At 46.1% G+C, this 21207-nt stretch carries 18 protein-coding genes; 10 read left to right on the top strand and 8 right to left on the bottom strand.

The genetic code is table 11. The features are described from left to right. Window positions 1–8: 8 nt before the first annotated feature. From frdC to frdA, 3 genes are read right to left on the bottom strand one after another with little or no spacing between them, the layout of a single operon-like run. Entirely contained in the window at window positions 9–392 is a 384-nt protein-coding gene (gene frdC / locus OC443_RS17390; RefSeq protein ID WP_073584887.1) for a fumarate reductase subunit FrdC, read from the bottom strand. Then, window positions 389–1135, bottom strand: coding sequence for a succinate dehydrogenase/fumarate reductase iron-sulfur subunit (locus OC443_RS17385; protein ID WP_073584919.1), 747 nt, complete (start codon window positions 1133–1135; stop codon window positions 389–391). Before OC443_RS17385 ends, frdC begins: the two co-directional genes overlap by 4 nt. Next, on the bottom strand, window positions 1135–2943 hold the full coding sequence (gene frdA, locus OC443_RS17380; protein WP_073584921.1) for a fumarate reductase (quinol) flavoprotein subunit: 1809 nt from the start codon (window positions 2941–2943) through the stop codon (window positions 1135–1137). Before frdA ends, OC443_RS17385 begins: the two co-directional genes overlap by 1 nt. 306 nt (window positions 2944–3249) lie before the next feature. Here frdA and epmA point away from each other — a divergent pair, with 306 nt between their 5' ends. The 5 genes from epmA (at window position 3250) to cysE (ending at window position 7532) form a co-directional block, all read left to right on the top strand. Beyond that, window positions 3250–4224, top strand: coding sequence for an elongation factor P--(R)-beta-lysine ligase (gene epmA / locus OC443_RS17375; protein ID WP_073584889.1), 975 nt, complete (start codon window positions 3250–3252; stop codon window positions 4222–4224). Between the two features lie 131 nt (window positions 4225–4355). Beyond that, window positions 4356–4790 carry a rhodanese-like domain-containing protein gene (locus OC443_RS17370; protein WP_073584891.1) on the top strand — a complete coding sequence of 145 codons (435 nt, stop codon included), beginning with the start codon at window positions 4356–4358 and terminating at the stop codon, window positions 4788–4790. 161 nt (window positions 4791–4951) lie between these two features. Next, window positions 4952–5434 (top strand): protein-export chaperone SecB, encoded by a 483-nt coding sequence (gene secB / locus OC443_RS17365; protein WP_073584893.1) that lies wholly within the window; start codon window positions 4952–4954, stop codon window positions 5432–5434. A gap of 210 nt (window positions 5435–5644) precedes the next feature. After that, on the top strand, window positions 5645–6673 hold the full coding sequence (gene gpsA, locus OC443_RS17360) for an NAD(P)H-dependent glycerol-3-phosphate dehydrogenase (protein WP_262021690.1): 1029 nt from the start codon (window positions 5645–5647) through the stop codon (window positions 6671–6673). Between the two features lie 34 nt (window positions 6674–6707). After that, the gene (gene cysE, locus OC443_RS17355; RefSeq protein WP_073584897.1) at window positions 6708–7532 is read left to right on the top strand and encodes a serine O-acetyltransferase; all 825 of its coding nucleotides are present in this window, start codon (window positions 6708–6710) and stop codon (window positions 7530–7532) included. 133 nt (window positions 7533–7665) lie between these two features. On the opposite strand, the gene OC443_RS17350 is transcribed toward cysE, so the two are convergent. From OC443_RS17350 to argE, 3 genes are all read right to left on the bottom strand, one after another. Beyond that, window positions 7666–8205 (bottom strand): PadR family transcriptional regulator, encoded by a 540-nt coding sequence (locus OC443_RS17350; RefSeq protein WP_073584899.1) that lies wholly within the window; start codon window positions 8203–8205, stop codon window positions 7666–7668. 367 nt (window positions 8206–8572) lie between these two features. After that, a complete protein-coding gene (ppc, locus tag OC443_RS17345; protein ID WP_073584901.1) occupies window positions 8573–11218 on the bottom strand; it encodes a phosphoenolpyruvate carboxylase in 2646 nt (881 codons plus the stop codon). A gap of 212 nt (window positions 11219–11430) precedes the next feature. Further along, window positions 11431–12567 (bottom strand): acetylornithine deacetylase, encoded by a 1137-nt coding sequence (argE, locus tag OC443_RS17340; protein ID WP_073584903.1) that lies wholly within the window; start codon window positions 12565–12567, stop codon window positions 11431–11433. Between the two features lie 155 nt (window positions 12568–12722). On the opposite strand from argE, the gene argC reads away from it, so the two are divergent. The 4 genes from argC to argH all read left to right on the top strand — a co-directional run bounded on the left by argC (window position 12723) and on the right by argH (window position 17791). After that, window positions 12723–13727: an N-acetyl-gamma-glutamyl-phosphate reductase gene (gene argC, locus OC443_RS17335; protein ID WP_073584905.1), complete on the top strand. Its 1005-nt coding sequence runs from the start codon at window positions 12723–12725 to the stop codon at window positions 13725–13727. 22 nt (window positions 13728–13749) lie between these two features. Beyond that, on the top strand, window positions 13750–14541 hold the full coding sequence (gene argB / locus OC443_RS17330; protein ID WP_073584907.1) for an acetylglutamate kinase: 792 nt from the start codon (window positions 13750–13752) through the stop codon (window positions 14539–14541). A gap of 66 nt (window positions 14542–14607) precedes the next feature. Beyond that, the gene (locus OC443_RS17325; RefSeq protein WP_073584909.1) at window positions 14608–15822 is read left to right on the top strand and encodes an argininosuccinate synthase; all 1215 of its coding nucleotides are present in this window, start codon (window positions 14608–14610) and stop codon (window positions 15820–15822) included. 94 nt (window positions 15823–15916) lie between these two features. Beyond that, on the top strand, window positions 15917–17791 hold the full coding sequence (gene argH, locus OC443_RS17320) for an argininosuccinate lyase (RefSeq protein WP_073584911.1): 1875 nt from the start codon (window positions 15917–15919) through the stop codon (window positions 17789–17791). Window positions 17792–17974: 183 nt separating this feature from the next. Here argH and OC443_RS17315 read toward each other — a convergent pair whose 3' ends face one another. Then, window positions 17975–18223 (bottom strand): DUF3624 domain-containing protein, encoded by a 249-nt coding sequence (locus tag OC443_RS17315; protein ID WP_073584913.1) that lies wholly within the window; start codon window positions 18221–18223, stop codon window positions 17975–17977. A 256-nt stretch (window positions 18224–18479) separates the two neighbouring features. Here OC443_RS17315 and OC443_RS17310 point away from each other — a divergent pair, with 256 nt between their 5' ends. After that, entirely contained in the window at window positions 18480–19520 is a 1041-nt protein-coding gene (locus OC443_RS17310) for an IS481 family transposase (RefSeq protein ID WP_073584295.1), read from the top strand. A gap of 58 nt (window positions 19521–19578) precedes the next feature. Here OC443_RS17310 and OC443_RS17305 read toward each other — a convergent pair whose 3' ends face one another. Then, complete coding sequence (locus OC443_RS17305; RefSeq protein ID WP_073579680.1) at window positions 19579–21036, bottom strand: dihydrolipoyl dehydrogenase; 1458 nt, start codon at window positions 21034–21036, stop codon at window positions 19579–19581. Between the last annotated feature and the right edge of the window lie 171 nt (window positions 21037–21207).

Below are 21207 nucleotides of genomic sequence, written 5' to 3'. Positions count from 1 at the left end.
GAGCCTCCTCAGACAATAATTAAAACGATGACAGAGATGAATGCAACTGCTGCCCATTGCGCTAAAACAAGGATCTTCTTGTCCAGCAGTTTGCCCTTTATCCTGACGGGAACGACTTGTGGGAACATGCCAAAAAAAGTGTGCGCGTGAAACAGACTGCCTGCCAGTGCCACGATGTTAATCGCGATAACAAGCGGATTCGCCATAAAGCTCAGCCAGCTTTCCCAGGCTTGCGGGCCTTTGACCAGACTCCCCAGTCCGAACATGATAAACAGGGTAAACAGGATCAACGGTAGTACCGTGGCTTCCCGCAGCATGTACAGACGATAAAACGGGTGGTTGCTCCACCATGTTCGCTTCATCTCGCGAACATAAGGCTTTCGGTTACTCATTTTGGTGCCTCCTGTGGTTTGAGCATAGCAATGACAAAATCCATAGATGATTCGACTTTCCCCTGATTGACTGCTGCGGCCGGGTCGACGCTTTTCGGGCAGACTTCGGAACAATAGCCAACGAATGTGCATCCCCAGGCGCCATTTTCACCATTAATCAGCTTCATCCGTTCACTTTTTCCATTGTCCCGGCTGTCCAGATTGTAACGGTGCGCCAGAGTCAGTGCCGCCGGACCAATAAACTCGGGATTTAGCCCGAACTGAGGACAGGCTGCATAGCAAAGCCCGCAGTTGATACATCCGGCGAACTGTTTATATTTTGCCAGTTGCTCCGGTGTCTGGCGGTTAGCGCCGTCTTCAGGTGTCCTGTCATTACCGATAATATAAGGTTTAATCGCTTCCAGACGCTCAATAAAAGGTGTCATATCGACGATGAGATCTTTTTCGATCGGAAAGTTTGCCAGCGGCTCAATTTTGACGCCGTCCGGATAATCCCGTAAAAAACTTTTACAAGCCAGTTTCGGTACGCCGTTGACCATCATGCCGCAGGAACCACAAATTGCCATCCGGCAGGACCAGCGATAGGACAGATTTTTATCAAGATTATCCTTGATATAGCCGATAGCGTCGAGAATCGACATCGTTTCATTTAACGGGATATCAAAACTCTGGAAGTAGGGTTGCGTATCTTTCTCCGGATCGTAGCGAAGAATTTCAACTTTCTGAACGCGTTGCGTTGACATCATTTATTCTCCTCTGCGCTTTGGCCGGACATATCTTCAGCTGCAGCTTGTTCTGCGGCTGCACCGTAGAGTCTTGCTTTGGGTTGTGATTTGGTGATGGTCACATCGCTGTATTCGATATGAGGTGCTTCATCTTTGCGGAAAAATGCCAGCGAATGTTTGAGGAACTCTTTATCATCACGTTCGGTGCATCCTTCATCGAGCCTCTGATGTGCGCCACGCGATTCTTTGCGCAGGATGGCGGAATGCACCATAGCTTCAGCGACGTCGAGACTATGGCCAATTTCAATGGCATAAATCAGATCGGTATTAAAGACTTTCGTTTTGTCTTTGAGAGAGATGTTTTTATAGCGTTGTTTGAGTTCGGCTAATTTATCCATGGTCTGTTGCATCAGGTCTTCCTGACGATAGATACCACAACCGGCTTCCATGGCATGGCCCATTTCATTGCGTAAATCCGCCCAGTTTTCATCCCCTTCCTGCGATAGCAGTGTTTGAATCTGCGCATCAACGGCCTCTGCCTGTTCCACGATTGATGACTCATTCCAGCCATTGAATTCACCAGCCCGTTTCACGGCATTTTCACCGGCAACCCGGCCGAAAACGACCAGTTCAGCCAGAGAATTTGACCCCAGCCGGTTTGCGCCGTGCAGACCGACAGATGAGCATTCTCCGACGGCAAACAGTCCCTGAATCCGGGTCTCACATTCACTGTTGGTTTCAATGCCGCCCATTGTATAGTGGACCGTCGGGCGAATCGGAATCGGTTCTTTGACCGGGTCAACATTAACATAAGCTTTAGACAGCTCGCAGATAAACGGTAAGCGTTCCTGAAGGTAGTCAGCGCCAAGGTGGCGCAGGTCGAGGTGAACGACGTCGCCCAGCGGGTGTTTGATCGTATTCCCTTTCTGCTGTTCATGCCAGAAGGCTTGCGATACTTTATCCCGCGGGCCAAGTTCCATATATTTGTTCTTCGGCTGACCGATGGGTGTTTCCGGACCCATGCCGTAATCCTGTAAATACCGGTATCCGTTTTTGTTGACAATGATACCGCCTTCTCCCCGGCAGCCTTCTGTCATCAGAATTCCGGTGCCGGGCAAACCGGTTGGGTGGTACTGGACGAATTCCATATCCCGCAAAGGCACACCATGGTGATAAGCCATCGCCATGCCATCACCGGTAACAATACCGCCGTTGGTATTACACTGATAAACCCTGCCGGCACCACCAGTCGCCAGCACGACAGATTTTGCTTTGATGGTCACCAGTTCACCTTCAGACATCTGTAAGGCAACCAGCCCCTGAACGATACCGTTATCCACTAACAGGTCGATGACATAGTATTCATCAAACCGTTTGATTTGTTCATACTTCATCGATGTCTGGAACAGGGTATGCAACATGTGGAATCCGGTTTTGTCCGCTGCAAACCAGGTTCTTTCGACTTTCATGCCACCAAACCGCCGGACATTCACTTCGCCGTTGTCTTTTCGGCTCCAGGGACATCCCCATTGTTCCATCTGGATCATTTCGCGGGTTGCATTGTTGACAAAATATTCCACGACATCTTGTTCACAAAGCCAGTCGCCACCGCCGACTGTATCGTTAAAATGATTGTCCAGACTGTCTTCATTTTTGATCACAGCAGCAGAACCACCTTCAGCTGCAACGGTATGAGAGCGCATCGGATAAACTTTCGAAATCAGAGCAATCTCCAGATCAGGATTTGCCTCAGCAGCGGCTATCGCAGTTCTGAGTCCTGCACCCCCAGCACCTATGATCGCAATATCTGTCGTAATTGTTTGCACATTGATTCTCCGGTGAACATGTGGATTCCAGTGATACCCGACAACCTGAATCATGTATCTTCAGATTGTCCGGGATATTATTTTTATGAATAAAAATCTCAATTTTGATTCAGTGTAGTTGAATATCAGCAATCGAAAAATTGACTTGGTCAGGTATTGGGCTGAATATCGGCACCACGATTGATAGAAATATGCTATGCGTGATTCGATTCACAATTTAGTATCTGAATAAAACAAAATGATGAAAGGCGGCATTCAGAATTTGTCCGCGTCTGAATGCCGGTAAAAAAGTGAGGTATTTATTTCATGGATTCAAATCACTGGATGCCAACTGCAACCGTTGAAGATTTAAAACGCAGAGCGCAGATTATCGCTGAAATCCGTCAGTTTTTTCAGCAGCGCGATGTGCTGGAAGTAGATACGCCGGCAATGAGTCATGGTGCAGTGACGGATATTCATCTTCATTCTTTTAAAACTGAGTTTGTCGGGCCTGAATACGCAAACGGGCGTACTGTTGCTTTGATGACCAGTCCTGAATTCCATATGAAGCGATTGCTGGCTGCCGGGAGTGGCCCGGTTTACCAAATCTGTAAATCGTTCCGTAATGAAGAAAGCGGACGCCATCACAACCCTGAGTTTACCATGCTGGAGTGGTATCGGGTTGGGTTTGATCATCATCAGCTGATGGATGAGATGGATACGTTGTTACAGACGGTGTTGCAGTGTCGTTCTGCTGAGCGCATCACTTATCAGGCAGTCTTTCAGCAATGGACAGAACTTTGTCCGCTGGTGTCAACAATGGCTCAGTTAAAAGACGTTGCCCGAAAGCATGGTTTTGCTGATATTGCCGATCCCGAAACGGACAGAGACACTTTGCTTCAATTACTTTTCAGCATGGTTGTCGAGCCCAATATTGGCCGGGAGTCTCCGGTGTTTGTCTATAACTTTCCGGCATCGCAGGCAGCGCTGGCGAAAATCAGCGCAGAAGATCCCAGAGTTGCTGAGCGGTTTGAAGTCTACTTTCATGGTGTCGAGCTGGCGAACGGCTTTCATGAGCTGGATAATGCACAAGAGCAACGAAAGCGTTTTGAAGCGGATAATGATAAAAGACATAGCATGGGACTGGAGAGACAGCCAATTGATGAACATTTCATTGCTGCCCTGAACGCAGGCCTGCCTGATTGTGCCGGGGTAGCACTTGGGATTGATCGGTTAATTATGATCGCCCTGGAATGTGATAGTTTGCAGGATGTGATTGCTTTTCCGTTCAGTCGTGCCTAGTTGCATTATGTTCTGAATCCGGGTTTGTGAGGTAGCATGATAATTCTTGTGAATTACTCGCGTCTTGTCATTAACCCCGTTATACTCCATTTTTATTTTTTTAAATCGCAATGAGCATAAGAGTATAGGTCATGCAGGAGTACATTGAATTTTTTCAGCAACATATGATCCTCTCACTCGCATGGGTTGGTCTGTTAGTTGCTCTTATTGTTAATATCTTCAAATCTTCTACCGCAAAATATCAGACAATTTCGGTGAATGAATTGACCTATATGGTCAACAAAGAAAATGGTTTGGTTGTTGATGTCCGTTCTAAAGATGAGTTTCGTCAAGGGCATATTACTGACGCGGTTAACGTTTTGCCTTCTGAAATAAAATCAGGGAATCTTGGCGGGCTTGAAAACCGTAAATCAGACCCAATCATACTGGTATGTAAAACCGGGCAAACTGTTTTAGAGAGTGCTACTTCTCTGGCTGGTGCTGGTTTTGAACGGGTTTGTGTACTGAAAAATGGCCTGTCAGCCTGGAATGAAGCAAACCTTCCGCTTGTTCGCGGTAAAAAGTAATCATTATAGTTGGCTGTGAAGAAAAAACCGGCGATGTTCTATGCAACCGCTTTACTTATTTGTGATATTTAGCACGGATTAAGCGCACAGAAGAGCGGTTTAAAAATAACTTCGTTAATCTCATGGCTTTCAACTCCGAATTTAATTGAAAGGAAACCCTCATGTCTGATGCAGCACAACAGCAAGAACCAGAACAGAATTTTGCAATTCAACGCATTTATTTAAAAGATGTCTCTTTCGAAACACCTAACTCACCTGAAATTTTTCAGAAAGACTGGACGCCAAATGTAAATCTTGATTTGGATACACAGAATCGTGAGCTGGCGGAAGGTGTATACGAAGTTGTACTTCGTTTAACTGTGACTGCAAAAAATGAAGATGACACTGCATTTTTATGTGAAGTACAACAGGCAGGTATTTTCTCTGCATTAGGTATGGAAGCAGGTCAGCTGGCACATTGTCTGGGTGCATTCTGTCCTAACATCCTTTTCCCTTATGCGCGTGAAACAATTGCAAGCCTTGTTGTGAAGGGAACTTTCCCTCAACTGAACCTTGCACCGGTTAACTTTGACGCACTGTTTATGAACTATCTGCAGCAACAGGCTGAAGGCGAAAGTCAGGAAGGCGAAGCTCAGGAAGCTTAAGCTGACTCCGCTTCCTTCAGGATGCGATGACTGACTCAGTTTGATTGAACGGCTCAAGTCAATAAAGATAAGTGAAATGCACAAACATCAGGTATATCATGATGTCCTGTGCATTTTTTATGTCTGAATTTCAATACACAGGCAATCGTATCACAGCCCTGTTTATTGAAATGACGATATATTTGTTCAACTACATATGGACAACTAACAGTGAATTCACAACTAGATCAAATAGAAAATGCCGCAGCGATGACGGTGATTGGTGCAGGTTCGTATGGAACATCTCTGGCGATTGCATTAGCAAGAAACGGGGCTTCCATTGTTTTGTGGGGCCATGATGCAGAGCACATGCGTCGTCTGGAGTCTGACCGGGAAAATCGGGAGTTTCTGCCGGATATACCTTTCCCTGAAACCTTGATTGTTGAAGCTGATTTGCAGAAAGCGGTTGAAGCGAGCCGGGATTTACTGATTGTTGTACCCAGTCATGTTTTTGGCGAAGTGTTATCGAATATTCATCCTTTTTTGAGGAAAGATTCCCGGATTTGTTGGGCAACAAAAGGTCTGGAGCCAGAAACCGGACGACTACTTCAGGATGTTGTTTATGACGCAGTTGGGCTCGAATATCCGCTTGCTGTGATTTCCGGGCCTACTTTTGCAAGAGAGTTAGCATCAGGCCTGCCAACAGCTATTTCAGTGGCATCTCCTGATGCTCAGTTCGTGACTGACTTACAGGAGAAGATTCACTGTAGCCAGACGTTCCGGGTTTATGCTAATTCTGATTTTACCGGCCTGCAGTTAGGTGGTGCGATAAAGAATGTAATTGCAATTGGCGCTGGTATTTCTGATGGGATGGGTTTTGGCGCGAATGCAAGAACAGCATTAATTACCCGGGGGCTGGCGGAAATGAGTCGTCTGGGAACAGCACTTGGTGCGGATGCCGGTACTTTTATGGGAATGGCCGGGCTGGGTGATTTGGTGCTGACCTGTACCGATAATCAATCCCGGAACCGTCGTTTTGGTCTTGCTTTAGGGCAGGGTAAGACGGTTGATGTTGCGCAGTCAGAAATAGGGCAGGTCGTTGAAGGTTATCGAAATACCCGTGAGGTGTGGCTGCTTGCCTCTCGCCTGGGTGTTGAAATGCCGATAGTAGAGCAAATTTATCAGGTTCTGTATCAGGGCAAAGATGCCCGGTTAGCTTCAAAAGATTTATTAGCCCGCGATAAAAAATCAGAACACTGATTCATGGGAAGCAGGATGAAGGGAGACAGATAAAGTGAAAAAGGGTTGTGAAAAAAAGAAAATATGGCAAAGAATTATTGATGAAGCGCGCGATTTAACTGAACTGGAGCCGATGCTTGCCAGTTTCTACCATGCAACAATCATTAAACATGATAGCTTGTCTGCGGCACTCAGTTATATTCTTGCTAATAAATTCAATACGGCCTCTATGCCGGCAATGGCCGTGCGGGAGGTAATTGAAGAAGCATTTGCTTCTGACCCTGAAATTACCAATGCTGCGGCATGTGATATCTGTGCGACAGTGAACCGAGATCCGGCTGTTGCGAAATACTCAATTCCTCTGCTTTATCTGAAAGGTTATCACGCGCTGCAAGGATACCGGGTTGCGAACTGGCTCTGGAAACAAAACCGGACCACACTGGCGACTTATCTGCAAAATCAGATTTCGGTTGCCTGTCAGGTTGATATTCATCCTGCTGCAAAGATTGGTTGCGGGATTATGCTGGATCACGCGACGGGAATTGTGGTTGGTGAAACTGCTGTAGTCGAAAATGATGTCTCCATTCTTCAGGATGTTACTCTGGGCGGAACCGGGAAAGAAAGTGGCGATCGGCATCCGAAGATCCGTGAAGGGGTGATGATTGGTGCCGGTGCGAAAATATTGGGCAATATCGAGGTTGGCAAAGGTGCCAAAATCGGCTCATGTTCTGTTGTATTACAACCTGTTCCACCTCATACGACGGTTGCAGGTGTTCCGGCTAAGATTGTTGGCCGTCCTCAGAGTGATAAACCATCATTTGATATGGACCAGCAGTTCAATGGACGCTCTCAGACCTTTATTGGCGGGGATGGCATTTGAATTAATAGTACTGAATTAATAGTACGACGGACTCAACCGGTCAACCAACCTCCCATCAAAACTGCACATAAAAAAAGAGTGTTCATCAAGAACACTCTTTGGGTTTTCTCTCTGTCGTATGGACAATAACGACTTAGCTGAGTTCGTTTAACACGGACAGTGTTTCTTCTGCCCACTCAAGCCATGCCTGACGCGCAAGAATATTACGCTTCAGAGTGAGTCGCTCCAGTTTTTGCTGTTTATCTAAAGAAGATGGATTTGCATAGTAAGCAGCTTCAACTTCCTGATAATGAGCAACGAACTTCTTCGATTCTTCAATCAATTCCTGTAGCTGAATGCGATATGGTTCCGCAGACTGGACTGAACAAGCCATCAATTTCGCACAGAACTCGTCACGTACTGTCGGGTGTGCTGTTGGCTGATCAAACCAGGCTGCAAGTGCTTCACGGCCTGCATCAGTAATTGAGTAAACTTTACGATCTGGTTTACCTTCCTGTGGTTCTAATACACAGGTAACCAGTCCCTGTTGGCCCATTTTGTTGAGCTCACGATACACTTGTTGGTGACTTGCTTTCCAGAAATATCCGATACTAGAGGAAAATTCTTTTGTAATATCGTATCCGGTCGCATCGCGTGTACTTAAAACTGTTAGAATAACGTGTGGTAATGACATGTCTTCAATCCAAATAGTTAGTCAAGAAAATAGAATTGGTCTGGAATCGCCGAACTTCTTGGTCCGGTCTTTAAGTTAAATATCCAAACACTGCCAGCTTTCAATCTGGCCCATGTCACCTTAAAAGCCGTTTATCACCTAATGGTCTTGTGATAGTCAGTTTACTTATCTGACCCGTTGTAACGCTTTAATTTATTAGTAATGTCACAATGGGCGATTAGTATATCTAAATAATAAGCATAAAGTGGAATAAAGGTAGGTTGGGTAATTAAAAAACTGACAATATGCTCAATTGAGATGATTTTTAGAATAAAAGGCCACATGATTGTGGCCTTTTGACTATCTTGCAGAATATTATGTTGGTGAATTAGCCCGTATTACGCATGCCTGCTGCAATACCTGCAATCGTCACCATTAATGCTTCTTCCAGCTCAACCGGTGGTTCGTCATACTGACGGGTTCTGTACAAAAGTTCGGCCTGGAGCATATTCAAAGGTTTGATATATGTATTTCTCAAACGGATGGATTCTTGTCCCCATGGGTCGCTTTGCATCAGATTTTCATTATTTTCGACATTCAGAACAGCCTTTATATCTTTCTCAAGCTGCTCTCTTAACTGATCCCCTAAACCACGAAGCTCTTTATCAACCAGCCGTTCATCATAATACTGTGCGATCTCCGGATTACATTTTGAGTAAACCATTTCCAGCATACCTAAACGGGTTGAGAAGAATGGCCATTCACGACACATTTCTTCTAACAGCGCCTGATGGCCTTTGTCGATCGAATATTGAATCGCTTCACCGGCACCAAGCCATGCAGGCAAAATCAGCCGGTTCTGGCTCCAGGAGAAAATCCATGGAATGGCTCTGAGGCTTTCAACGCCACCTTTTGGGTTTCTCTTCGCCGGACGGGAACCTAATGGTAATTTGCCCAATTCAAGTTCAGGTGTCGTCTGGCGGAAGTATGGTACAAACTCAGGAATTTCCTGAACCACTTTCCGGTAAGATTCACACGATACTTGAGAAAGGACTTCCATCAGCTCACGCCATTCCTGTTTAGGTTCTGGTGGTGGCAGCAGGTTTGCTTCAAGGATTGCACTGGCATACAGGTTAAAACTGTTAATTGCGACTTCAGGCAAACCGAGTTTGAAACGAATCATCTCACCCTGTTCAGTCACCCGCAGGCCGCCTTTCAGGCTTTTTGGTGGTTGTGATAATAATGCTGCGTGTGCTGGTGCACCGCCCCGGCCAATTGTACCGCCCCGGCCGTGGAACAGTGTCAGTTCAAAACCTTCTTCTTCGCTGACATTCACCAGGGCTTCCATTGCACTATATTGTGCCCAGCCCGCAGACATGACCCCGGCATCTTTGGCTGAATCAGAATACCCAATCATGACCATTTGATGATTCTGGATAAAGCCGCGATAGATATCGATGCCCATGAGCTGGCGAATCACTGACTCTGCATTGTTCAGGTCGTCCAGTGTTTCAAATAACGGACAAACATCCATCCGGTAAGGACATCCTGACTCTTGCAGTAAAAGGTGGACAGCCAGTACGTCAGAAGCTGTTCTGGCCATTGAAATGATATAAGCCCCGAATGCATCCCGTGGATAAGCAGAAATTGTCCGGCACGTGTCCAGCACTTCCTGAACTGCTTCAGAAGGTTGCCAGTCACGGGGAATTAATGGTCGTTTAGAGTTCAGCTCTGCGGTCAGGAAAGCAACTTTATCCTGCTCACTCCAGTGATTGTAATCACCGAGTCCAAGATAACGGGTCAGCTCCGACAGAACATCTGCATGGCGGGTACTTTCCTGACGGATATCCAGCCGGACAAGATGCACACCGAAAGCTTTAATACGACGTAATGTATCAAGTAAAGAACCATCTGCGATGGCACCCATGCCGCTTTCATGGAGAGACTGATAACAGGCATAAAGCGGTTCCCATAACTGAGATGCATCTCTTAATGGTGCTTTTGCCAGCAGTTTCTGACCCTGAAGCTTTTCACCCAGAATATCCTGTGTTTCCGTCAGTAACTGACGAATGTCTTTGAGGATGGCGCGATAAGGTTCATGGGCCAGGACTTCAGAAGTATCTTCAGCCAGCTTGCGGACCTTATCATTACATTTGGTCATCGATAGTTCGCTGATGAGCTCATTGATGTCGCGCAGATAAAGGTCGGCAGCTTTCCAGCGGGAAAGAAGCAGAACTTCACGGGTAATACTGTGTGTAACAAATGGATTACCGTCCCGGTCTCCGCCCATCCAAGAAGAGAAGTGCACTGGCCGGGCATCAATGGGCAACCCTTCGCCTAAAAAATCCTGCAGGCGATCATCAAATTCTCTCAGGAATTCAGGAACAGCTTCCCACAGAGAATTTTCAATTACAGCAAATCCCCATTTCGCTTCATCCATCGGTGTTGGCCGTTGTTTCCGCATGACGTCTGAGTGCCAGAACTGAGCAATAAGCTGTTCCAGACGACGTTCTGTTTTATGGCGTTCTTTGGGCGCCAGATCTGTCAATTCCAGTTTTGAAAGACACTTATTAATCTTCACCAGTTTATTGATCATGGTCCGACGGGTGATTTCTGTCGGGTGAGCTGTCAGAACTAACTCAATGTTTAAGTCTTTTACAGCTTGTGCAGTCTCAGGTTTACCGATATTTTTTTGTGTCAGTTTCGTGAAGAGTTCACTGATGGCGTCTGGTGTACAGATATGAGCGTCACAATGACGGGAAATGGTGTGATACTGTTCGGCAATATTCGTTAAATTGAGAAATTGGTTGAACGCTCGTGCAACTGGAGTAATTTGATCATCAGATAAGTTTTTTATCTCTTCAATCAGTGCGTCCCGTCCGGATTGATCGCCGTTGTGGACAGATTTTGATAATTTCCTTATCTTTTCGACCTTCTCCAAAATAACGCTTCCATCCGCATCCTGGATAGTTTTGCCGAGTAACCGTCCAAGCATGCTCACGTTACTTTTTAGCGCTGCATATTTTTCGTTCATTGTGTCCTGCCTTGAAAAAAAATTACATCCAATGTTCTTAGTTAGACTCGTCAACTTAGTGAAAAATGTTTCACTAAGTCAGGTATAGATTAACAATATTCTGTTTATTGTCCATATCAATAGATTAAATATTAATTGATAGTTTGGACTGTTTTATTGAAAATTTTTTACATTTGGGTCTGGAAGGTGAAAGTAACTTTCAGACCGGGTATTTAGAAACAATATTTTTGTATCGCCTGAGATAACAGACGAATTGTTGGGTCAATGTATTCGAATGAAAGAAACTCATTGGGCTGATGCGCCTGTTCGATCGAACCCGGTCCGAGGACCAGCGTCGGACACAACTGCTGAAGATATGGTGCTTCTGTACAGTAGTTGACACTATGGGCTTCATGGCCTGCAAGCTGACTGATTTCGGTGACAAATGGATGGTCTTTCTTACATTCATATCCGGGAATCGAGTCGTGAAGCGGCTGCATCTCTATTCTTCCGGGCCATTTCGCCTGTACTTCGCGTAGTGATTCACGCAATAACTGTTCAAGTCCTTCAAGACTCATTCCCGGCAGAGGTCTGACATCATAATGAAGTTCACAGCAGCCACAAATCCGGTTCGCGCTGTCTCCGCCATGAATATGACCAAGGTTCAGTGTTGGCGATGGAATTTCAAATCCGGGATGGTGATAGTCTTTGATGAGTCGATCACGTAGTTTCATCATTTCAAATAAAATTTCATGCATCACTTCTATCGCATTCACTCCAAAAGCGGGATTTGATGAATGTCCTGACTTTCCTGTCACTCTGATGGCATTTGCCACATGACCCTTATGGGCATAGACAGGAATGAGACTGGTTGGTTCACCGATAATGCAGTAATCCGGCTGATAAGGTGTATGACGGGTAAAGTGCTGTGCGCCAGCCATCGTGGTTTCTTCGTCACAGGTGGCGAGGATATAAAGTGGCTTCTGTTGTTTCTGCCATTCCGTGTGACGGACAGCTTCAATAATGAAAGCAAAAAAGCCTTTCATATCAGCGGTTCCCAGACCGTAAAAACGCTGGTCATCTTCTGTTAATACGTGCGGGTCATAATCCCAGCGTCCCTGGTCGAAAGGTACGGTATCACTATGGCCGGACAGAAGCAGTCCGCCTTCACCTTCTCCTTTGCGGGCAATCAGATTCTGTTTTCCCGGTGCAACATCATCAACCCGGACATCAAAACCAAGGTGATTTAACCAGTTCGCCAGTTTGGTAATGACTTCCTGATTTCCTTCATCCCAGCGGGAGTCTGAAGAGCTGATTGAAGATGTTGAAATCAGCTCGCTGTATATCTCTTTAAACTTAGGAAACTGCATAGAATCTTTGCTCCTGCTATTGACAGACTTCATCTGAGAAGGTAAAAGACATATTAAATCACTTTTTTTGAATAAAAAACCACAATAAGGTTATTTTTTTAAATTTATAATCACTTTATTGGCTGGTTTTAAACCAACGAACTGGATGTAAGTATATGCTGAAAACAACCGTTATCGGAGCAAGTGGATACACAGGGGCTGAACTGGCTCTGATGATTCATAAACATCCGGAACTTACGCTAACAGGTTTATTCGTCTCAGCCAATAGTGTTGATGCCGGGAAAAAGATTTCGGCACTTCACGGGCATCTGGCCGGTGTGATTGATATGCCGGTTGAGCCACTCGTTGATCCTGAAGCTGTGGCCCGGGCATCTGATGTGGTGTTTTTGGCGACAGCGCATCAGGTCAGTCATGATTTGGCGCCGGTATTTTTAGAAAATAATTGTCAGGTGTTTGACCTTTCAGGTGCATTCCGGGTGAATCAGGATGCGTTTTATACTGACTACTATGGCTTTGAGCATCAGCACAGCGACTGGCTAAAGCAGGCGACTTATGGTCTGGCAGAGTGGAATCAGGAAGCTATTCGAAACAGTCAGCTAATTGCTGTTGCCGGTTGCTATCCGACGGCTTCACAACTGGGAATTAAACCGCTGCTTGCAAATCAGCTGATTGACACACAGCAGTGGCCGGTGATTAATGCCGTCAGCGGTGTTTCCGGAGCCGGCAGAAAGGCTTCAATGATTAACAGCTTTTGTGAAGTCAGCCTCCAGGCCTATGGTGTGTTTACCCACAGACATCAGCCTGAAATTGCAACTCACCTCGGATGTGATGTGATCTTCACGCCGCATCTTGGCAACTTCAAGCGGGGAATACTGGCAACGATAACCATGAAACTGAAACCGGGTGTGACAGAGCAGCAGGTCACTGAAGCCTTCACTCAGGCATATCAGGATAAGCCTCTGGTCCGCATTGCGGATGGTGAGCTACCAAGACTGCAAAATGTTCAGAACACGCCATTCTGCGACATTGGCTGGAAAGTCAGTGGGGAACATATCATCGTTGTTTCAGCGATTGATAATTTACTCAAAGGCGCTTCAAGTCAGGCGATGCAATGCCTCAATATCCATTATGGTTACCCTGAAATAACCGCTTTAGTATGAAGAAAGAGTAAGGAAACAGGATATGACGCAATGCTCTGATCCAATCGTTATCAAACTGGGTGGTGCGGTATTAGGCAGCCCCGAAACGCTTGAAAAGTTGTTTCATACAATTGCTGTCTCAAAGCAGAAGCGACCTGTCGTGATTGTTCACGGTGGTGGTTATCTGGTTGATGACCTGATGAAAAAACTCCGGTTTGAAACGGTAAAGAAGAACGGTTTACGGGTGACGCCGGCTGAACAGATTCCATTTATCACCGGCGCACTGGCTGGTACCGCAAATAAGATGCTCCAGGGTGAAGCCATGAAGCATGGCATTAACGCAGTTGGCATGTGTCTTGGTGATGGCGGGCTGTGTCAGGTTGAAGTGCTGGACCCTGAGCTTGGTGCAGTTGGCCGGGCTTCAGCCGGAGATGCAACTATCGTCTATTCTGTCATTAAGGCGGGTGCAACGCCTGTGATCAGCTCGATTGGGCTGACCGCTCAGGGGCAGATGATGAACGTGAATGCCGATGATGCTGCTGTTGCGGTTGCGAAGAGTCTGGATGCTGACTTGGTCTTATTGTCTGATGTGAATGGTGTGCTGGATGAAAACAAGTCACTCATCAAAGCATTAGATTCAGAGACAGCGGAGCAGTTGATTGCGTCTGAAGTTATCACTGACGGCATGATTGTCAAAGTAAGAGCTGCGCTCGATGCAGCCAATGATTTAGGCCGGGCAATTGAAGTTGCTGGCTGGCGAACACCAGAAAAACTCGCAGATTTAATTGCCGGGGAAAATATCGGAACCCGTTTTTATCCCCGGACCGAAAAATAAGTAAATGAAAACAAACCCTGGGTTACTGACCGCCATGCGCAGAGCAGGGAAATTGGAGAGATAGATATGAGCAAGGTTGAATTTAAGAAGGTTGTTGTTGCATACTCTGGCGGTCTGGATACGTCAGTGATTATTCCATGGTTGAAAGAAAACTATGGATGTGAAGTGGTTGCTTTTGTTGCTGATGTGGGCCAGGGAGAAGATGAGCTGGTTGGTATTGAAGAAAAAGCTATCGCATCGGGTGCTTCTGAATGTCATGTCGTCGATCTGAAAGAAGAACTGGTTGCGGACTACATCTATCCGACACTGAAGACTGGTGCATTGTACGAAGGCAAATATCTTCTCGGCACGTCTATGGCGCGTCCGATAATTGCAAAAGCACAGGTTGAAGTTGCGCGTAAAGTGGGTGCAGATGCGCTGGCTCATGGATGTACCGGTAAAGGAAATGATCAGGTCCGTTTCGAAGGTGCATTTGCTGCCTTAGCACCTGACCTGCATGTAATTGCGCCATGGCGTGAGTGGGATCTGGTCAGCCGTGAAGAGTGTCTCGACTATCTGGCTGAGAGAAACATTCCGTGTTCAGCCTCACTGACGAAAATTTATTCCCGCGATGCGAACTCATGGCATATTTCCACAGAAGGTGGCGTGCTTGAAAGTACATGGAATGCACCGAATGATGATTGCTGGGCCTGGACGATTGATCCTGAAAAAGCACCGGATGCTGCTGAATATGTGACCCTGAAAGTTGAGAAAGGTGCTGTGGTTGCAGTCGATGGACAGGCAATGACACCTTATAATACGTTGGTTTATCTGAACGACAAAGGTGTGAAGCACGGTATTGGCCGGATTGACATTGTTGAGAACCGTTTGGTTGGTATGAAGTCCCGCGGATGTTATGAAACTCCGGGAGGCACAATCATGATGGAAGCACTACGTGCAGTCGAACAGCTGGTTCTGGATAAAACTTCATTTGAATTCCGCGAAGAGCTGGGACTGAAAGCGTCGCACCTTGTTTATGATGGTCGCTGGTTTACACCACTATGTCGTTCAATCCTTGCAGCATCTGAAGAATTGGCACAAGATGTCAATGGTGAAGTCGTGATTAAGCTATACAAAGGTCAGGCGACTGCGACACAGAAACGATCTGAAAACAGTTTATACTCAGAAGAATTTGCAACCTTTGGTGAAGATGATGTTTACGATCAAAGCCATGCGGGTGGATTTATTCGTCTGTACTCGTTATCCAGCCGGATCAGAGCGCTGAACGAAGCAAAGAAATAAAATAAATCAATGTATTTAAAGACACAGAAGCAATAGAACAATATGTGGATCCAGACTTTTGTCTGGATCCCTTTTCAGTATCAGGAGAGAAGCAATGGCATTATGGGGTGGTCGGTTTACCCAGGCAGCAGATATACGGTTCAAAGATTTTAATGATTCACTATGTTTTGACTACCGATTGGCTGAGCAGGATATTGTAGGTTCTATTGCCTGGTCTAAGGCGCTGCTGTCAGTGAATGTACTGACGGAAGAAGAGCAACAAAAACTGGAACTGGCTTTGAATGAACTGAAGCTTGCAGTGATGGAAGATCCGGAGCAGATCTTACGTTCTGATGCTGAAGATATTCATTCATGGGTTGAACAGCAGTTGATCAACCGGGTTGGTGATCTGGGTAAAAAACTTCATACAGGCCGTTCCCGGAACGATCAGGTTGCAACCGACTTAAAACTCTGGTGCCGCCAGCAGGGGCAGCAATTACTGATTGCTTTGGATCGTTTGCAGAAAAAAATGGTATCGACCGCTGCTGAGCATCAGGGAACTGTTCTTCCTGGATATACGCATTTACAACGTGCCCAGCCGGTGACTTTCGCTCACTGGTGTCTGGCTTATGTGGAAATGTTTGAACGGGATTATGACCGCCTTGAAGACGCATTAAACCGTCTGGATACCTGTCCTTTAGGTTCCGGTGCATTAGCTGGTACAGCATATCCGGTTGATCGGGAAAAGCTGGCCCATCATTTGGGCTTCCGCCGGGCGACCCGGAATTCACTGGACTCGGTTTCAGACCGTGATCATGTGATGGAGCTGATGTCTGTTGCTTCTATTTCTATGCTGCATTTATCCCGTCTTGCCGAAGATATGATCTTTTATAATTCGGGTGAGTCGAATTTTATTGAACTGGCAGATACGGTGACATCCGGATCGTCTTTAATGCCACAAAAGAAAAACCCGGATGCACTTGAATTGATCCGGGGAAAAACAGGCCGTGTTTATGGCTCATTGTCAGCGATGATGATGACCGTGAAAGCCTTACCACTGGCATATAACAAAGATATGCAGGAAGACAAAGAAGGTTTGTTTGATGCGCTGGATACCTGGAATGACTGTATGGAGATGGCCGCACTTTGCTTTGAAGGCATTCAGGTAAATGGTGAGCGGACTCTTGAAGCAGCAAAACAAGGTTATGCGAATGCGACAGAGCTTGCTGACTATCTGGTTGCGAAAGGGATTCCGTTCCGGGAAGCGCATCATATTGTGGGTGTTGCAGTTGTCGCTGCGATTGAGCAGGGATGCGCACTTGAAGAGTTGTCTCTTGAGCAGCTGAAAGCATTTTCTGAAGTCATTGATGAAGATGTGTATGAAATCCTGACGATTGAGTCGTGCCTGAGCAAACGGAGTGCGCTTGGTGGTGTGTCTCCGGCACAGGTGGCTCACGCAGTAGAGCAGGCTGAAAACCGTTTAGGGCAGCGAAATGTCAATGCGGTGAAAGTTCGTCCGGCCCGCCTGACGGATATTGAAGCGCTGGAAGGGATGGTTGCCTATTGGGCGAATCTCGGAGAGAATTTGCCACGTTCACGCAGTGAATTAATCCGGGATATTGGTTCATTTGCGGTGGCTGAACACCATGGTCAGGTGACCGGATGTGCCTCTTTATATGTTTATGATTCCGGTTTAGCTGAGATTCGTTCCCTTGGCATTGAGGCCGGCTGGCAAGGGCAGGGACAAGGGAAAGCGATTGTCAGTTATCTGGTGGATAAAGCCCGGCAGATGGCGATTAAAAAAGTATTTGTACTGACCCGGACGCCGGAATTCTTTATGAAGCTTGATTTTCTGCCAACGTCAAAAATGTTGTTACCTGAAAAGGTGTTAAAAGACTGCGACCAGTGCCCAAGACAACATGCATGTGATGAAGTTGCACTTGAAACGAATCTGGCTGAAGAGATTATTTTTAAAACCGACGTTGCATAATATGAAATTATAATATCTGGTCTTATTATCAGATAAAGATCTAAAAAAGATCGATTATTATTGAACTAAAGAAAAAGAGCAGGGTCTATTAGAATACCACTGCTTTTTCTTAGATGAATCTTCTAAGAGAGCCCTGAAATATGATGTTCATTTCAGGGCTTTTTTCTTTTTAGGCTTCCGGATTTATTTGTGTTTATGCTTGCGTAATGGCAGTGTGATGAACTTCATCCACAGATGAAGTGCCAGCAGGCAATGAAAAGCCCCGCCAAACACGATTAACGCAATGACCCCGGTTTCTTTTGAATGAGCGTTTCCCCAGCTAAACCAGAAAACCCAGAATAGAATACATAGAACAGTCAACTGATTGATACAGCGTTGACAGCGGCCTATTTTTTTCCAAAACCAATTTTGATCGCAATATTTGCAGGGCATGGCTGAGTCCGTAAAGAAGTGAAGCCGGTTAAAAAAGTTATTGTATCAGAACCTGCCGGAATTTGAGTGAGATAAAGAAGCGGATGCACGTGAGTACACCCGCCTCTTTCAGTATGTTGAGCCCGGTAAGATCATCTGAGTAAAAATTAACTGAATTAGTCACAACCTAATCTGACACATCTTCTTGAAAAGTTGAGAGTTACCCGTTTTGATAAAGGTGCTGAATCTTTAATCAAACAAAAAAGAGGTAACTCTCATGCTTCATACTAACAATCCCATTATCAAACACAAAGCGGGTTTATTAAATCTGGCGGAAGAATTAGGCAATGTTTCCAAGGCATGTAAGATTATGGGCGTATCCAGGGACACGTTCTATCGCTATCAGGAGCTTGTCGAGCAAGGCGGAATTGATTCCTTAGTGAATCAGTCCCGCAGAGCACCCAATATTAAGAACCGGGTTGATGAATCTACAGAAAAGGCTGTCGTCAGTTACGCCATCGAATTTCCAGCTCATGGTCAGGCGCGTACCAGCAATGAACTCCGTAAGAAAGGAATCTTTGTTTCCGGCAGTGGTGTCCGGTCGATCTGGCTACGGAATAATCTGGAGAATTTCAAAAAACGGTTGGCCGCTTTAGAAGCCAAAGTCGCCAGTGAAGGAATCATTTTAAGTGAAGAGCAGGTTGCAGCGCTGGAGAAAAAGAAACAGGATGATGAAGTGTGTGGTGAAATCGAGACGCATCATCCCGGCTACCTGGGGTCACAGGACACATTCTACGTCGGTAATCTCAAGGGTGTTGGCCGGATTTACCAGCAGACCTTTGTCGATACTCACAGCAAAGTGGCTTTCGCAAAACTTTATACCACAAAAACACCGATCACATCGGCTGATTTACTCAACGATCGTGTCTTACCGTTCTTTGAAGCCCATCAGCTTCCGCTGCTGAGGATTTTGACGGACAGAGGCACAGAGTACTGTGGCAAAGTGGAGCAGCACGATTATCAGCTGTATCTGGCTATCAATGATATCGACCATACAAAAACAAAAGCCAGACATCCTCAGACAAACGGTATCTGCGAGCGTTTCCACAAAACGATTCTCAATGAATTTTATCAGGTCACGTTCAGGAAAAAGCTCTACAGTTCATTAGAAGAGTTGCAAAAAGATCTGGACGAATGGCTGGATTATTACAACAATGTTCGAACTCATCAGGGAAAAGTCTGCTGTGGGCGGACACCGATAGAGACATTATTGGATGGAAAAAAGATTTGGGCAGAAAAGAATTTAGCTCAAATCTAATCTGACGAAAGCACCGAAAAAATGGGTAACTGTCAGATCAGGTCTGAGCTAGTACAAATTAACAGCCCGGACCGCAATCCAGACAGTGTTTGATCATTTCCGGCCCCAGATGAAGTCTGGCGTTCACATCGCGAAGTGCTGTCCGGACACCTTCTTCAATCACCGGATGATAGAAAGGCATATCCAGCATTTCTGAAATCGTCATCTGACTTTGATGTGCCCAGGCCAGCAGATGTGCCAGATGTTCCGCATTGGGGCCCATCATTTCTGCGCCCAGAAAACGGCCGGTGCCTTGTTCTGCATAAACATGGAGGACACCCTTGTTGCGCAGCATCACGCGTGAACGTCCCTGATTTTCAAAAGAGACTTCTCCGGTTGCAAAACACCCGCATTGTCCAAGACGTTTCGTCAGCTGGTTGTATGTTTCACCGACCATCGCGATCTGTGGATCGGAGAAAACAGCTGAGATAGATGAACGACGCAATCCAGCTCTGATATCCGGGAAACGTCCGGCATTATCACCGGCAATTCTTGCCTGATCCGCGGCTTCATGTAATAGCGGTATCTGGTTACTGGCATCACCGGCGATAAAAATATGGCTGGCAGATGTTTGCAGTGTGTAATGATCCGCAGTCGGAACACCCCGCTCATCAAGTTCTGCTGAAGTATTTTCAAGGCCGATTTTGTCGACATTCGGCCGGCGTCCTGTTGCTGCAAGCACATAAGATGCGTTAAATGTTTCAAGTTCATCATCATGATTAATGAATTGAATTTCGACTTTATCCTGCCCGTCGGGGCGCTTCATGCTTTCGATTCTGACATTTGGATCTAAATAGAACTCCTGCTGAAATGCTTTGGTGGCATAACGCATGACTTCAGGATCGGTTAATGGTCCGACTTTGCCTCCGTGGCCGAATACTTTCACCTGAACACCAAGACGGTGTAATGCCTGTCCGAGTTCCAGCCCAATCACACCCGGACCAAATACTGCCACCGAATCTGGCAAATCGTCCCATTCAAAGACATCATCGTTGATGATCAGACGATCGCCCAGTTCATTCCAGACTGCCGGATATGCCGGGCGTGATCCTGTCGCGATCACAATTCTATCTGCCTTGATCTCAGTATGATCATCAACGACTAATGTATGATCGTCGATAAATTTTGCGTAACCCTGTATTTTGTCTTCTGCCGGAATTTCATCGACCCCTTCGAGCACAAATCCGACAAAACGATCCCGTTCTCTTTTCACCCGGTCCATGACTTCGCGGCCATTAATTCTGATTTCACCCTGAGGATGAACACCAAACCCGGGGGCTTTTTCTATCTGATGAACACTTTCTGCGGCAGCTATCAGGAGTTTTGATGGCATACAACCGACTCTGGCACATGTTGTTCCGTATGGACCGCCTTCAATCATCACGACTTTGGGTGTATGTGCTTTGGCTGCTCTGTAGGCACCTAATCCGGCAGTACCGCCACCGATCACTGCGACATCGACATTAATTTGTTTCATATTTTCTTTCCTGCAATTGATTCCCGGCACCCGGAGCTGATGCTTCCGGAATACGACGTTACTGGTATTCCTGAAGGGAGCTGGCTCCTGATACCAGGAGCCGGAAGTTATATTCTCTGATAACAGATTGTTGATGACTGATAGTTGTTTATCAGTGTACTGATGAGGGCG

Source organism: Vibrio quintilis (genome assembly GCF_024529975.1).
In the GTDB taxonomy this organism is placed as follows: domain Bacteria; phylum Pseudomonadota; class Gammaproteobacteria; order Enterobacterales; family Vibrionaceae; genus Vibrio; species Vibrio quintilis.
The sequence above is the reverse complement of the archived record's forward strand: the minus strand, read 5'-3'. Positions and strand labels throughout refer to the sequence as shown.

Bases quoted from the DNA above. Each gene is read 5' to 3' on its own strand.
- frdC (WP_073584887.1), bottom strand. From the start codon at position 392: ATGAGTAACCGAAAGCCTTATGTTCGCGAGATGAAGCGAACATGGTGG.
- OC443_RS17385 (WP_073584919.1), bottom strand. From the start codon at position 1,135: ATGTCAACGCAACGCGTTCAGAAAGTTGAAATTCTTCGCTACGATCCG.
- epmA (WP_073584889.1), top strand. From the start codon at position 3,250: ATGGATTCAAATCACTGGATGCCAACTGCAACCGTTGAAGATTTAAAA.
- OC443_RS17370 (WP_073584891.1), top strand. From the start codon at position 4,356: ATGCAGGAGTACATTGAATTTTTTCAGCAACATATGATCCTCTCACTC.
- secB (WP_073584893.1), top strand. From the start codon at position 4,952: ATGTCTGATGCAGCACAACAGCAAGAACCAGAACAGAATTTTGCAATT.
- OC443_RS17350 (WP_073584899.1), bottom strand. From the start codon at position 8,205: ATGTCATTACCACACGTTATTCTAACAGTTTTAAGTACACGCGATGCG.
- ppc (WP_073584901.1), bottom strand. From the start codon at position 11,218: ATGAACGAAAAATATGCAGCGCTAAAAAGTAACGTGAGCATGCTTGGA.
- argE (WP_073584903.1), bottom strand. From the start codon at position 12,567: ATGCAGTTTCCTAAGTTTAAAGAGATATACAGCGAGCTGATTTCAACA.
- argC (WP_073584905.1), top strand. From the start codon at position 12,723: ATGCTGAAAACAACCGTTATCGGAGCAAGTGGATACACAGGGGCTGAA.
- argB (WP_073584907.1), top strand. From the start codon at position 13,750: ATGACGCAATGCTCTGATCCAATCGTTATCAAACTGGGTGGTGCGGTA.
- OC443_RS17325 (WP_073584909.1), top strand. From the start codon at position 14,608: ATGAGCAAGGTTGAATTTAAGAAGGTTGTTGTTGCATACTCTGGCGGT.
- argH (WP_073584911.1), top strand. From the start codon at position 15,917: ATGGCATTATGGGGTGGTCGGTTTACCCAGGCAGCAGATATACGGTTC.
- OC443_RS17315 (WP_073584913.1), bottom strand. From the start codon at position 18,223: ATGCCCTGCAAATATTGCGATCAAAATTGGTTTTGGAAAAAAATAGGC.
- OC443_RS17310 (WP_073584295.1), top strand. From the start codon at position 18,480: ATGCTTCATACTAACAATCCCATTATCAAACACAAAGCGGGTTTATTA.
- OC443_RS17305 (WP_073579680.1), bottom strand. From the start codon at position 21,036: ATGAAACAAATTAATGTCGATGTCGCAGTGATCGGTGGCGGTACTGCC.